This is a genomic window from Vibrio proteolyticus NBRC 13287 (assembly GCF_000467125.1).
Classification (GTDB): Bacteria; Pseudomonadota; Gammaproteobacteria; order Enterobacterales; family Vibrionaceae; genus Vibrio; species Vibrio proteolyticus.
The window spans coordinates 474211-488789 of record NZ_BATJ01000001.1 but is presented as its reverse complement, the minus strand read 5'-3'; the positions used below and the strand labels follow the sequence as shown (position 1 = coordinate 488789).

General features: G+C 50.2%; 11 protein-coding genes. 9 read left to right on the top strand and 2 right to left on the bottom strand.

What is annotated here, in order from left to right; translation table 11 throughout:
• The first annotated feature begins 120 nt into the window (after positions 1–120).
• The 9 genes from VPR01S_RS02110 to VPR01S_RS02070 all read left to right on the top strand — a co-directional run bounded on the left by VPR01S_RS02110 (position 121) and on the right by VPR01S_RS02070 (position 10910).
• Complete coding sequence (locus VPR01S_RS02110) at positions 121–1566, top strand: N-acyl-D-amino-acid deacylase family protein (protein ID WP_040902130.1); 1446 nt, start codon at positions 121–123, stop codon at positions 1564–1566.
• Between the two features lie 51 nt (positions 1567–1617).
• Positions 1618–2010: a RidA family protein gene (locus tag VPR01S_RS02105; protein WP_021703645.1), complete on the top strand. Its 393-nt coding sequence runs from the start codon at positions 1618–1620 to the stop codon at positions 2008–2010.
• Between the two features lie 234 nt (positions 2011–2244).
• The gene (locus VPR01S_RS02100; protein ID WP_021703644.1) at positions 2245–3768 is read left to right on the top strand and encodes a sodium:solute symporter family protein; all 1524 of its coding nucleotides are present in this window, start codon (positions 2245–2247) and stop codon (positions 3766–3768) included.
• Between the two features lie 76 nt (positions 3769–3844).
• Positions 3845–4789 carry a sugar kinase gene (locus tag VPR01S_RS02095; protein WP_021703643.1) on the top strand — a complete coding sequence of 315 codons (945 nt, stop codon included), beginning with the start codon at positions 3845–3847 and terminating at the stop codon, positions 4787–4789.
• Between the two features lie 16 nt (positions 4790–4805).
• A complete protein-coding gene (locus VPR01S_RS02090) occupies positions 4806–5435 on the top strand; it encodes a bifunctional 4-hydroxy-2-oxoglutarate aldolase/2-dehydro-3-deoxy-phosphogluconate aldolase (protein WP_021703642.1) in 630 nt (209 codons plus the stop codon).
• 88 nt (positions 5436–5523) lie between these two features.
• Entirely contained in the window at positions 5524–7974 is a 2451-nt protein-coding gene (locus VPR01S_RS02085; RefSeq protein WP_021703641.1) for a beta-N-acetylhexosaminidase, read from the top strand.
• 330 nt (positions 7975–8304) lie between these two features.
• Positions 8305–8925: an L-threonylcarbamoyladenylate synthase gene (locus tag VPR01S_RS02080; RefSeq protein ID WP_021703640.1), complete on the top strand. Its 621-nt coding sequence runs from the start codon at positions 8305–8307 to the stop codon at positions 8923–8925.
• A 104-nt stretch (positions 8926–9029) separates the two neighbouring features.
• On the top strand, positions 9030–9962 hold the full coding sequence (gene rluB, locus VPR01S_RS02075) for a 23S rRNA pseudouridine(2605) synthase RluB (protein ID WP_021703639.1): 933 nt from the start codon (positions 9030–9032) through the stop codon (positions 9960–9962).
• 114 nt (positions 9963–10076) lie between these two features.
• A complete protein-coding gene (locus VPR01S_RS02070) occupies positions 10077–10910 on the top strand; it encodes an N-acetylmuramoyl-L-alanine amidase (RefSeq protein WP_021703638.1) in 834 nt (277 codons plus the stop codon).
• A 102-nt stretch (positions 10911–11012) separates the two neighbouring features.
• Here the strand turns inward: VPR01S_RS02070 and cydC are convergent, their stop codons facing one another.
• Both cydC and cydD read right to left on the bottom strand, forming a co-directional pair.
• Positions 11013–12734 carry a heme ABC transporter ATP-binding protein/permease CydC gene (gene cydC, locus VPR01S_RS02065; RefSeq protein WP_021703637.1) on the bottom strand — a complete coding sequence of 574 codons (1722 nt, stop codon included), beginning with the start codon at positions 12732–12734 and terminating at the stop codon, positions 11013–11015.
• Entirely contained in the window at positions 12727–14514 is a 1788-nt protein-coding gene (gene cydD / locus VPR01S_RS02060) for a heme ABC transporter permease/ATP-binding protein CydD (RefSeq protein WP_040902129.1), read from the bottom strand. The genes cydC and cydD overlap by 8 nt, the downstream gene beginning before the upstream one ends.
• Between the last annotated feature and the right edge of the window lie 65 nt (positions 14515–14579).

Genomic DNA, 14579 nt, shown 5'->3' with positions numbered 1-14579 from the left:
TATTAAATTGAATGTTAGAAACTATCAAACTAATTGGTTTTTTTGTGTGTTTCTTCACTGTTTAAGTTTTAAGAATTATTAAGATGAAATCATGTAAACGACAGACGAAGAGAGTGAAGAATCTTGTTCGATACCATTATCAAAAGCGCACAGGTATTTGACGGTATGGGCGCAGCACCATTTGTCGCTGATGTGGCTATTCGTCAGGATCGTATTGCGCAAATCGGTCAGTTGGGTGAGGTTGCCGCAAAGACGGTGATCTGTGGTGATGGCCTTGCATTGGCGCCGGGGTTTATTGATGTGCACACGCACGACGACACCAATGTGATTCGTTATCCCGATTGCCTGCCGAAAATCAGTCAAGGTGTTACTACGGTTATCGTCGGAAATTGTGGTATCAGCGCAAGCCCGGCCGTGTTAAATGGCAATCCACCAGATCCAATGAACTTATTGGGTAAACGCGAAGATTTTAAGTATCCGACATTTAATGATTACGCCAAAGCGGTTCACTTGGCTCAGCCCGCTGTCAACGTGGCCGCATTGGTGGGGCACACCACATTACGTAATAACGTCATGGGGGATTTGCAACGGACGGCAACGGATGAAGAAATTGCCCAGATGCGCCAAGCCCTGGCGCAAGCAATGGATGAAGGGGCGTTGGGGTTAAGTTCCGGTCTCGCTTACGCCAGCGCGAAACAAGCCAATGCTGAGGAAGTCATGCGTTTGGCAGAAGTTTTAGGTCATCACGGCGGTATTTACACCACCCACATGCGCACCGAGTTTGAAGAGATCATCAGTGCAATGGAAGAAGCCTTTGAGACCGGTCAATATGCCAAAGTGCCAGTGGTGATTTCTCATCTGAAATGCGCTGGCGCCGGGAATTGGGGACGTACCGTAGAAGTGTTGGATCTCATGGATACCGTGTCTCGCCATCAGGATGTCTCTTGTGATTGTTACCCCTATTCAGCCAGCTCTTCAACGCTGGATTTAAAACAAGTCACGGATGAGATAGATATTTTCATAACGTGGTCGGACAGCAAGCCTGAACATGCTGGCAAGATGCTCAAAGATATTGCCGAAGAGATGCAATTGCCGTTAATGGACGCGGCGAAAGCGTTGCAACCTGCTGGCGCGGTGTATCACTGTATGGATGAAAATGATGTGAAGCGCGTGCTCAAGTACAAACTCACCATGGTGGGCTCGGATGGCTTACCAAACGATCCGCATCCACATCCTCGTCTGTGGGGGACGTTTCCCAAAGTTCTGGGCCACTACTGTCGAGAAGAGCGATTGTTCTCACTTGCAGAAGCGATTTATAAGATGACAGGTATGTCGGCAACTCGTTATCAACTAAAAGATCGGGGCGTAATAAAAGTAGGTGCTTACGCAGACTTGGTTTTATTTAACCCAAATACAATTCAAGATACCGCAACTTTTGAAAATCCAATTTCTGTCGCGCAAGGTATTGAATCTGTATTTGTGAATGGTGAACTGTCTTATTCTAAAGGACACGTCGCTGAAAATAGAAGTGGAGTATTTATATATAGAAACAATACTCGAAAATGACGATTTTAATAAATTTATTTAATAGGTGAAAATTTATTTCTGGAGAATATTATGTCAATTAAACGTTATGGTGTAGAAGGCGGCGTTGGTACTGGCGGACAGCATCTACCATTTGCACGTGCCACTGAAGCGGGTGGTTTTTTATATGTGTCAGGTCAAACTCCCATGACTGATGGCGAAGTTGTTGAAGGCGGCATTGTTGACCAGTCTCGTTTAGCGATTCAAAACTGTGTCGACATCATGGAAGAAGCGGGTTACACGCTCGCTGATGTTGTGCACGTCAAAGTGGTACTGACGGACTCACGTTATTTCCAATCTTTCAACAAAGTATTTAAAGAATTCTTTGGTGAGCACCCACCTGCACGTATTTGCATGGTATGTGATCTGGTGGTCGACGTGAAAGTTGAAGTTGATGTCACTTGTTACCGAGAAGATCGTAGATAGAAATCACATTTTATTTAATTAAATAAAATAGAGTGCCAGAAAGAAGTATCTTACTGTTATTGTGTTTTTGGCACTCACACCCCCTACATAAATATAATTTCATATAGCAGTAGTGCGTAATATACCTTACTGAGGGTATATCCATAACTTTAAATGATTTCCGGAATGAAATCTAACGCATATTACTGAAATTATATCACTCTGGAAGATGGATTTTGATATGAGAGGTGTTCAATGAACAGTACACTTTTTCTTACCGGTTTTGGTGTGTATGTCTTATTTTTAATTTGGTTGGGATGGTTTGTATCCCGTAATCAAAAATCAGGAGAAGATTTTCTACTTGGTGGGCGTGGCTTACCCTTATTCCTCGTTTTAGGAACGACAGTCGCCACCATGGTGGGGACCGGCTCAAGCATGGGCGCGGTGGGTTTTGGTTACACCAATGGTTGGGCCGGGGCACTCTATGGCATCGGAGGCGCAATCGGTATTTTGCTTCTGGCTTTGTGGTTTGCGCCCGTGCGCAAGCTCAACTTCATGACCATGAGTGAGGAGCTGGCGTATTATGTTGGCGCAAACCGTATCGTCAAAAATGTCGTTGGGCTATTAATTTTTATCGCGTGTATTGGTTGGCTAGGCGCACATATCCTCGGTGGTGGCATGTATCTGGCTTGGATTGCAGACATCGACCTCAGTACGGCAAAAATGATCATTGCCGCAGCATTTACCATCTATGTGGTCATCGGTGGTTATACGGCCGTCGTTTGGACGGACACAATTCAAGCCGTGATTCTCTTTGTCGGTTTTATTCTTATGGCGGTACTGTCGGTGCAGCATATTGGTGGCCTGGACAACCTGTATTCTGCTATGGACCCCGCTGCGGTCAGTTTCCTGGCCATTGATAAGCTTGGTCTGCTTCCTGCGATATCGCTGGCGGTTGTGATCGGCGTGGGTGTGTTAGCCACCCCGTCGTTCCGCCAACGCATTTATTCGGGCAAAGATGTGGCTACGATTCGACGTTCGTTTATCGGCTCTGGTGTTTTGTATCTGTTCTTTTCTATTATTCCTGCGATTATCGGTATGGCAGCCCATGCCATTGATCCTGAGTTGAACAACGCCAACTTTGCGTTTCCATACATTGCCGCAACGGTGCTTCCGGTCGGCGTCGGACTTATCGTGATGATTGCGGGTCTGTCGGCCACCATGTCCAGCGCCAGTTCTGATGCCATTGCGGGTGTGTCGATCTTGTTGCGCGATGTGTATGTGATGTTCACAGGACGCGTCCCGAACAAAGAATCGATGATGAACTACTCGCGTCTGGCTCTGGTTGTCGTGATTGGCTGTGCGTTGTTGTTTGCACTGACATCGAATGACATTATCAGCTACATCACCAAGATGATTTCTACGGTTATGTCTGGAATGTTTGTGTGCGGCATGCTGGGACGCTTCTGGCGCCGCTACAACTGGCAAGGGGCGTTGGCAACGTTGGCGGGGGCGTCTGGTGCTTCCGTCGCAGTGATGTTGAGTCCTGAGCTGACTGTTTACTGGGGTAACCCTGTGATCCCGTCATGCCTGGTCGCACTCAGTGCCGGTGTGCTGGTCAGCTTGGTGACGCCAGCGAATCAAGTCTCACCAGAAATGGCTCGCGCCATTCTCGATGATGAACGTGCCCTGATGGAAATGGAGCTGTCGGAGCATGGCGTGCTAGACGAAGACGCGTCTCTGCGTAACCGCTCTGCGGCAGCTAATCAGAACGCATAGACAGCCCTGAGCCGAATAATTTGGTGGCTCTTTCGTGAGAGCCACCTTGTCGAATCCATGCCAAACAAGGTGAACGATGACCTCTTCGACTTACACTAAGATTGCGTTCTTTGGTGAATGCATGATTGAACTCAGCGGTGACCCAATCCGAAAAAGTTTCGGCGGCGATACGCTCAATACTGCCCTCTACCTCTCTCGTTTAACCGCTTCGCATCCCATTCAAGTGGCTTATGCGACAGGGTTGGGTGACGATACGTTGTCTCGCGAGTTGATTGAATACTGGAAACAAGAAGGTATCGAGATCGATTTGATCGAAATCTTCCCGGCTAAATTACCGGGCTTGTACATGGTGCAGACCGATGAGGCGGGTGAACGAAGCTTTCTGTACTGGCGTGATAGCGCGGCAGTGAAAAACTACTTTGTCACACCTTCGTTAAACAAACTCGAAGCGGCGATTGCCAGACAAGATCTCAATTATGTCTATTTGAGCGGCATCAGCATTGCGATCCTAGATGACGACAGTAAAACAAGGCTTAAAGAAGCGCTCAATCAGTTTTCGCAAGCCGGTGGCAAAGTCATTTTCGATAACAATTTCCGCCCGCGGCTTTGGTCTGCTGAACAAGCCAGACACTGGTATCACCAAATTCTGCCATTGGTCGATATTGCCTTGATTACTGAAGACGATGATGCCTTGGTCTGGGGGAAGGAAGAAAGCGCAGAGCAGCGCAGCCTTCGTTTGGGCTGCCAGGAAGTCGTGATCAAACGGGGCTGCGAGCCATGCAAACTGCTTTGGCGACAAGGTGATGCAATCCAGCAAACTTATGTGGCGGCAGAGAAGGTCGAAAACGTTGTGGATACTTGTGCGGCGGGTGACTCGTTTGCCGCAGGTTACTTGGCAGCGCGGCTGACCGGACAAAGCTGTGAGCAAGCTGCACATCTTGCCCACGCGTTGGCGGCCACGGTCATTCAATATCCCGGAGCGATTATCCCTAATGACGCCATGACGCACCTTATCCGATAACTTGTGAGAGCCTATTATGTTCCAAACCATGATCAACCAATTAACACAATTTAAAGTGATTCCTGTTATCCAGATCAACCGTGTCGAGCACGCTATTCCTTTGGCAAAAGTGTTGGTGGAAAACGGCCTGCCAGTGGCTGAAGTAACCTTTAGAACCAAAGCCGCAGTAGAAGCGATCAAAGCCATGCGCGATGCATATCCGGAAATGTGTATTGGCGCAGGGACAGTTTTGACGCCAGAACAAATTATTCAAGCGAAAGAGGCAGGTGCTGAGTTTATTGTCGCTCCCGGTTTGAACCCGAATACGGTGCGTTGCTGCCAGGATATGAACATGCCTATCGTACCGGGTGTCAACAGCCCCAGTCAGGTTGAGCAAGCACTGGAGCTTGGTTTGACATTTCTTAAGTTTTTTCCGGCAGAAGCCAGTGGCGGTCTGGCTATGGTGAAGTCTCTGCTTGCGCCTTACGGCGATGTCAGCCTGATGCCGACCGGAGGGATCGGCAAACATAACGTTAACGATTATCTCGCGATCAAGCGTGTGGTTTGTTGTGGCGGAACCTGGATGGTGGCACCGGACTTGATCGAAAACGAACAGTGGGACGAGATTGGCAACCTGGTTCGCGAAGCGGTGGCGCTGGTGGCTTAGCGCGTCTCAGGTTTAACCCCAAGTCGTGCTTATTCAGGCAGTGGCGTGACTTGGGCTGGATAATAATAACAACGCTAGGATATCAAGGATGAACAAAGGTACATTAGCACTACTGATTTCAGGTTTACTTACCATTCCGGCAACAATGGCGAAGACTCCTAATTCCGACCTTAACCTAATGCCTTATCCTAAAAAGGTGGCGCTGGGGCAGGGCAAAATCCCGCTGAATAGTGCGTTCAGCATCTACATCAAAGGCTACGATTCGCCGCGTGTACAATTTAATGCTAAACGCATTATGGATCGTCTGTATCGTCAAACCGGTGTGCCGATGTTGAATTGGCAAGCAAAGTCTGAAAATGACGCCACATTAGTGATTGATATTCGCCACGCCCCTAAAACAGAGGTGCAGAACATCGACAGTGATGAGTCTTATCAACTGGAATCGCGCAATGGTCAGATCCTTATTCGCTCGGAACGCCCGTATGGGGCGTTCCATGGCCTGGAAACCTTCTTGCAATTGGTCGAGACGGACGCGACAGGTTATTTTGTGCCTGCCGTATCCATTCAAGACGAGCCACGCTTTCCCTGGCGCGGTGTCTCTTATGATACCGCTCGTCACTTCATCAAAGTGGAGGTGATTCTTCGTCAGTTGGACGCGATGGCTTCGGCCAAGTTGAACGTTTTCCATTGGCATATTTGGGATGACCAGGCGATTCGTATTCAGTTAGATAGTTATCCCAAATTATGGCAGGACACGGCGGACGGTGAGTACTACAGTAAGGATGAAATTCGCCACGTCGTGAATCACGCTCGCAACCTTGGTATTCGCGTCATCCCGGAGATCTCTTTGCCCGGGCATGCTTCGGCGGTAGCGCATGCGTATCCGGATCTTATGTCGGGCACCGGAGAGCAGTTTTATCCTCATCAACGTGGCTGGGGTGTTTTTGAACCTTTAATGGATCCGACCAATCCAGAACTTTATAAGATGCTGGCCAGTGTGTTTGATGAAGTGAGCGAGCTGTTCCCCGATGAGTATGTTCATATTGGTGGTGACGAGCCCAATTACCAGCAATGGCGCGACAACACTAAGATTCAGCAGTTTATTAAAGACCACAATCTTGATGGTGAACGCGGTCTGCAAGCGTATCTCAACACCAAAGTTGAACAGATGCTCGAAGAGCGCGGTAAGAAGATGTCCGGCTGGGATGAGATCTGGCACAAAGATCTGCCTACGTCGATCGTGATTCAAAGCTGGCAAGGCCATGACAGCATTGGTCGTGCGGCTAAAGAGGGTTATCAGGGCATTCTCTCGACCGGTTATTATTTAGATCAACCACAGCCCACCAGCTACCACTATCGTAATGACCCGATGCCCACAGGAATGACGGTCGATGACAAGCTTCATACTGGAGAGAAGTTCGCGACTTATGTTTGGGTGAAGCCGCGTACGAAAGGCGGCCCGCGCAAAGGCAATTTAACCATCATCGAAGCGGTGGACGGCAATTATCGAGCGTTTACCGACTACAATGGCAAATCTCGCGACGAGGTTTACATCATCGAATACGTTCCTGGTGTAAAGTTCAGGGGGCACTTCGATAATTTTATGTCGTACACCGAGTTTAATTATGAGTTTGCTGACGGAAAGCTGAAAGACACCAGCTATCAGTTGATTGGCAATGTGCGCTGGCCCACTACTGGGCAACTGGTGGCAAGCAGTGATATTAGCGGGAGTGTGATTCCGGCTCCCAATGGCGGTTATCCGGCGGAGCTGACCGAGAAAGAACAATCGCTCATCTTAGGCGGTGAAATGACCATTTGGGGCGAGAACCTGGATTCAATGACCATCGAACAGCGTCTATGGCCGCGCAGCTACGCGATAGCTGAGCGTTTGTGGTCGAGCCAAACCCTTACCGACGAGCGCAGCATGTACAAGCGCATGAAGGTCATGGATACCTGGTCAGAAATTTCACTTGGCCTGCGTCATCACGCAGATACCAATAGGATGCTCAAACGTCTGGCCAATGGTGGCGATGAAACGCCGCTGCGAACCCTTGCAAAATACATCGAACCGGCACAGTATTACGCTCGTCATTGGCAGAAGTGGATTTCGACGCCCAATAAAGGCGATCTGTACAATCAGTATGAGCGCTTAAATCGTTTTGCGGATGCATTGCCCGTTGAGAGCTTGGCGGCGTATGAGATGCAAGATTTAGTGACTGCGTTTGCCCTGGGTGATAAGGCTGCGTTAGACGCCTTGGCCAGGCATTATGACACCGTCAAACTGGCCGCCCAACAGGCGAAACCTATCTTTGCGGAGAATATTGCCTCCGTCGAGACGGTGTCGGTCACTGAGGCTGCAGTGCAACTCGCCGAGTTAGGGCTTGAGTTGATTGATGCGGCTAAGCAGGGGCGACCTATCACGCAGAATGCTGCCGAGAGATATCAGAGAATCATTAATGAGAATGCCGTGATTATTGATGAGACCATCGTCGCTATCGTGTTACCAACCCAACAGTTACTCTATACACTCAAAGAGTGAGCAATCCTCGCACCGTCTGTTTCCCCAGATGGTGCGATTGGCACAATATCTCTGCCTGCCTGCCTGCCTGCCTGCCGATCCGATCATTATGCTCTCCCCCCCCCCCCAAAAAAAAAAAATCTTTGCAGACGCAATCTTGTTGTTACTCAATTCACAAAATCAGTGGCTCGGCCGCTTAGTTTTACACGCTCGAGTTTGCCACTGAGACAACGAAACAGTACATACTTTGTTACACCATGTTATTCTATATCTAAACTATTGATTGCACGATGTACTGGGTCGATAGGACTCGACGAAGAGAGTCTGAAGATTCGAAAGTGAGGAATTACAATGAGCCAGTTTTTTTATGTACACCCAGAAAACCCGCAAGCGCGCTTGATCAGTCAGGCCGTAGCAATCATTCGCAACGGCGGCGTGATTGTTTACCCAACGGATTCTGGTTACGCCCTTGGCTGTCAGTTGGAAAACAAACAAGCGCTGGAACGCATTTGCCAAATCCGCCGTCTGGACGAAAAACACAACTTTACCCTGTTATGCCGTGATTTGTCTGAGCTGTCTCTTTACGCTCGAGTGGACAATACCGCATTTCGTTTGCTGAAAAATAACACGCCGGGTCCATACACCTTTATCTTTAAAGGGACGAAAGAAGTACCTCGTCGCCTGATGAACGCTAAGCGTAAGACGATTGGTATCCGTGTGCCTGACAACCGTATTGCACTTGATTTGCTCGAAGCGCTGGGTGAACCTTTGATGTCGACATCGCTGATCTTGCCGGGGAATGATTACACTGAGTCGGATCCGGAAGATATCCGCGATAAACTCGAACATGCCGTAGACGTGATTCTCAATGGTGGCTATCTTGGAGAGAAGCCGACAACGGTGATTGATTTCAGTGAAGATGAGCCAGTATTGGTCCGACTTGGCTCAGGCGATCCGGCGCCGTTTGAGTAAACGAAATAGGTGCTTTTTGCCAGTTTTTTTGCGATAATACGCGGCCGCATTTTGCGGCCGCAGTTTTTATTCGACGTCTGTGAAGACGACACATAGGTAGATAAATGAACGAAAAGTTACAGAAGGTTTTAGCACGAGCTGGTCACGGTTCTCGTCGTGAATTAGAAGCGTTGATCAAAGCTGGACGAGTAAGTGTTAATGGTGTGGTAGCTAAACTTGGCGAGCGTCTTGAAGACGAGAATGCTGTGGTACGTATTGACGGCCACACAGTTTCTGTTAAAGCGCAGGAAGAAGTCGTCTGTCGAGTTCTGGCTTACTACAAACCGGAAGGGGAGTTGTGTACTCGCCACGATCCGGAAGGCCGTCGCACTGTCTTTGACCGTCTGCCTAAAATTCGTGGTTCACGTTGGATCTCTGTCGGACGTTTGGATGCTAATACATCCGGTCTGCTGTTGTTCACGACGGATGGTGAGCTGGCAAACCGATTAATGCACCCAAGCCGTCAGGTGGAGCGTGAGTATCTGGTACGCGTATTCGGTGAAGTGACAGAACAGAAAGTTCGTAACCTGGTGAAAGGGGTCGAGCTGGACGATGGTCTGGCACGTTTCGAAGACGTGGTGTACGCGGGTGGTGAAGGTATGAACCACACGTTCTACGTGGTGATCAATGAAGGTCGTAACCGCGAAGTTCGCCGTCTGTGGGAATCTCAGGAATGTACGGTAAGTCGTCTGAAGCGTGTGCGCTACGGCGATATTTTCCTGGACAAGAAACTGCCACGTGGTGGTTGGATGGAGCTGGATCTGAAGGAAGTGAACTACCTGCGTGAGCTGGTTGAACTTCGTCCGGAAAAACAGACTTTGCTGGACGAGAATAAGGCGAACACTTCACGTAAACGTGAGCGCTCTCGTAGCCAGAAGATCCGCCGTGCGGTGAAGCGTCATGAAGAGCGAGTCAATTCGCCAAAAGGTCGCAGTAATAACCCTTCACGTCGTAAAAGTAACCGAGCGACGGGTGAACGAGGTTCGCGTACAAAATAATACGCCATATTGCTAATCAGAAACGCAGCTCTCGGGCTGCGTTTTTTATTTGCACTCTTTGACAGCTTAGATTATTGATCGTGTTCACCATTCGTTTATCTGCGGTCGTTTTTCATGTTGGTTTATTCTCGTTATTTGTCTCGCCGTTTGTTTGTCTTACTATGTGTGTTGTTTACTGGCTGTACCGTGACGCCGTATCGTGTGGAGCTTGTCCACTCACCCAATTCCAGCCCTAGAATCTCCAGCATTGTTCTGCATTACACTGCGCTGAATAACCAGGCGTCACTCGACATACTGACTCGCGCTGATTCAGGAGTCAGTGCCCATTATCTGATCCCGCAGGGGTGCCAGTCATCGCCCTGCCCAGTCTTACGGTTAGTCGAGGATGACCAGAGAGCCTGGCATGCTGGGCAGAGTCAGTGGCGTGGGCAAGCAGGACTGAACGCCAGTTCGATAGGGATTGAAATCGTCAATCTGGGGTATCCTGAAGCCGAAGCACAACTTCCGATCGAGCAACGGAAATGGGATGAGTTCGAAACCCGACAAATTGAAACCGTGGCGGCGCTGATTACGGATCTCGCCAAACGGTATCAAATTCCACCTCAGCGTATTCTTGGCCACAGTGATATTTCTCCTGGCAGGAAGCTAGATCCGGGTCCGCGTTTTCCGTGGCGCCGTTTGCATCAGACTTATGGAGTAGGAGCTTGGCCCGACGAGTTTGAAGTCGCGCGAGTGATGCGCTTGTCAGCGCCGGAGGACGCGTTGTCATGGCAAACCGCGTTGGTGGAATACGGTTACGCATTACCGATAACGGGTCTCTGGGATCCGGTTACACAGCAAGTGCTGCGTGCATTTCAGTTACATTTTCGAGCAGACAAGGTTGACGGGCTACCGGATCTTGAAAGTTGGGCGAGATTACAGGTGTTGCTGGCGCAGTATTCACGTTAACTATGACCCGTCCTGATATGGGGTTGGAAAGTGTCAACCTTATTTAGGACGGTGCAACACTAAGACACAAAAAAGCCGCTCAGGGAGAGCGGCTTTTTTACGCTAGAGTGTTTGCGTGAGCTGATAGTAACGACCTTGCTGTGCGAGCAGCTCTTGGTGTGGTCCGTACTCAACGATTTCGCCTTGCTCAATCAGACAGACGGCGTCCATTTTGTCCATATCTACCAAACGGTGAGTAATAAACAACACGGTTTTTTCAGCGAAGTGCTCGCTAAATAACGCCATGATTTGTTGCTCCGTCTGTTTGTCCAAACCCTCAGTCGGCTCATCCAACAGGAGGATAGGGGCGTTGTGCAGCAACGCTCGCGCGATGCCGATCCGGCGCTTTTCACCACCGGAAAGCTGACGTCCTCCGTCACCTAACCAGGCATCCAAACCGTTATCCTGAAGAAGTTTCTGCAGACCGACTTTTTCCAGTGCGGCGCTTAGCTTGGCGTCGCTGGCATCAGGAGCCGCCATAATCAGGTTATCCCGCACGGTGCCGTTCAAGACGTCCACACGCTGGCTGACCACAGTCATTGCCCGGCGCAACTGGCTTTCACTCCATGCATTTAGCGGTTGACCCGCAATGGCGACCTGACCGTGCTGCGGATCCCAGTATCGGGTCAGTAACTGCATCAAGGTCGATTTGCCAGAGCCAGTCTGGCCTACGATCGCCACCCGATGGCGTGCTGGAATATCCAGAGATACTTGATTGAGCACGTCCAGTTGCCCGTCAGGGTAGCGGAAAGTGATATCCTTGAATTGAATGTTGAACTCCTTGTGATGCTCAACAGGCTGCTCTGGGAAAGTGACGTCGGGTTCCGACAGGATAACGTCATTCAGTCGTCGCGCCGATGTTAATGTTTGTCCCAGGAACTGGAATGCGCCGGCAATCGGCATCAGCAGTTCAAAGCTCGCCATGGTGGCAAACGCCATCAGGGCGATCATTGGATCCGGAGTCTGTCCGCCGACACCATCGGCGGCCAGCCACAAAACCAACGCCAGGGTCCAGCCGTTGGCCAGCAGCAGCAGACCTTGCGCCAGGCCAGAGAAGTGGGCGTTAACAAACTGATTGGCAATCAGTTTGTTTTGCGCGTCGACAATCGCTTCACGATAACGCTTCTCTGCACCGAAGATGGTTAGCTCACTGTATCCTTGCAGCCAGTCTAACGTGGTCACACGCAGAGCCGCTTTATGTTGTGTCAGCTCTGTGCCGTTGCGTTTCCCCAGTTTGTAGAACACTACGGGCCAGATCAGCAGCAGAGCCATCATAATGGCACCCAGCGTCAGACCAAGGGCCATATCCCACCAACATAGGCAGGCCGTTAAGCCGATGATACCGAGCACACCCACGATGATCGGACTAACGAGGCGCAAATAGACATGGTCCATGGCATCAACATCGGCCACCAGACGGTTAAGCAGGTCTGCATCACGCAGGTTAGACACCCGACCAGGGATCAGCGGTGCCAGCTTTTCAAAAAAGAAAATACGCAGGTCAGTCAGCAGCTTGAACGTTGCATTGTGACTGACAACTCGTTCACCCCAGCGACCGGCGGTGCGGCCCATTGCAAACCCCCGGACAAAAGCCCCGGGCAGCATATAGTTGAAGGTTTCCCGCGCGATAGTTAGCCCGGCAACGGCTGCGGCCGCCAGGAACCAACCGGATAACGTCAGCAGGCCGATCGAAGCAAATAGAGTCAGAAACGCGAGCAGCATGCCGAGTGACAAGCCAAACCAATGTTTCTTATACAGTTTCAGATAAGGGAGTAAATCACGCATCTAAGTTCCCCTTATTGGTTTGATTCAGGGCCTGATTGGCACGTAACATCTCGCGGAACAAGCCGTCGGTGTTGGCCAGGGTATCGAAATTGCCTTGCTGAACCATTGCACCGTCTTGCATGACCAGAATTTGTGCCACATCCTGTAATGGTGCCAGTTGGTGGGTCACCATCAAAGTGGTTGTGTCTTGGATCTGCTCTGACAACCCCTTCATTACCAGGCGTTCGCTGCGGGCATCCAGACTGGCTGTCGGTTCATCCAGCAACCAGAATCTCCCGTCCTGCAACATCGCCCTGGCCAGAGCCAGACGCTGAGCCTGACCGACCGAAAGGCCACCCGAACGATCCGATACCTGATAATCCAACCCTTGTTTTGCGACAAACTCAGCCGCGAAAGATTGCTCCAGTACGCGTTGAACGTCTTGATCTGCAATATTATGTTTACCGAGCGTGACGTTGTCGCGGATTGAGCCATGTACCAGCAGCGGATTTTGGCCGACCCAACTGATGACTTGTCGCCAACTCGCGAGATCCAGTGATTTGAGTTCGCTCTGGTTGATCCTGAGTGACCCCTCATAAGGCAGGAAACCCAAAATTGCATTGACCAGGCTGGTTTTGCCCGCACCGCTTGGGCCAACCAGTGCGGTTGTTTGATTGGCGTGGATCGCAAAGCTGACTGGGCCGAGCAATGGCTTACCTTCGGGACTAAAAACGGTCAGGTCTGTTGCTTCGATGGTGATTGCGCCGCTGTCAGCAAGCTGCTGCTCACCGGAGCGAATTTTACTGACGTCGGTTTGCAGAAATTCGACAATGCTTTCAGCTGCCCCGACGGCTTGCTGTTTGGCATGGTAGAACGTCCCCAAATCGCGAAGCGGCTGATAAAACTCCGGAGCCAGAATCAGAATAAACAGTCCGGCAAACAGGGTCACACCAGTACCATAGGTACCGAAATTCAGCTCACCAATAAAGCTGAAGCCGAAATACACTGCCGTGATAGCGATAGAGATTGAGGTGAAGAATTCCAGCACCGCAGACGAGAGAAACGCGATTCGTAGCACGTCCATGGTGCGGGTGCGGAACACTTCTGAAGCGCCTTTCATCACTTCCGTTTCTGCTTGTGTGCGATCAAACAGACGGATAGTGGTCATCGATTGCAGGCGGTCATAAAAGTGACCGGATAGACGCTGCAGCGCTTTGAAGTTCTTGCGGTTGGCATCAGCTGCCTTCATGCCAACAAATGCCATGAATAACGGAACCAGTGGCGCGGTCAGAAGGAAAATCAGACCCGCGGCCCAGTTTAATGGGAACACCACAACCAAAATCACAAACGGTACCAGGACTGACAACGACATCTGAGGCAGATAACGAGCGAAGAAGTCGTGCATTTCTTCAACTTGCTCCAGCAGCAATGTCGCCCAGGAGCCGGCCGGTTTGCCTTTTATGTACGCCGGGCCGAGCTCGCGCAATTTATCCAGAATGAGCTGGCGGATGTAAACCCGAATTTGCTCACCACAACGGAAGCCAGCGATTTCCCGCCCCCATGCGCATAGTGCACGTATGGCGATAGCGCCAACCAGTCCGAGGAAATAGGGGATGAGCTCCGATTTGTCCACCTGTTCAATGATCAACTGGTGAAGAATGGAAGCGAGCAGAGCGGCTTGCGCCAGTAAAAACAGGCTTGATAACACACCGAGACCAACAGCAATGCCGAGCCAGCGCTTTGCAAGCTTGCTCTGCTGCTTGAGCCAGGTGTTCAAGCTGCGTCTTTTTTTCTTATCCATTTCGAAGGCTTAATGAGAATTATTATGTGTGTAAGAACCTGGCATTATACAAAATAAAGCCCGGC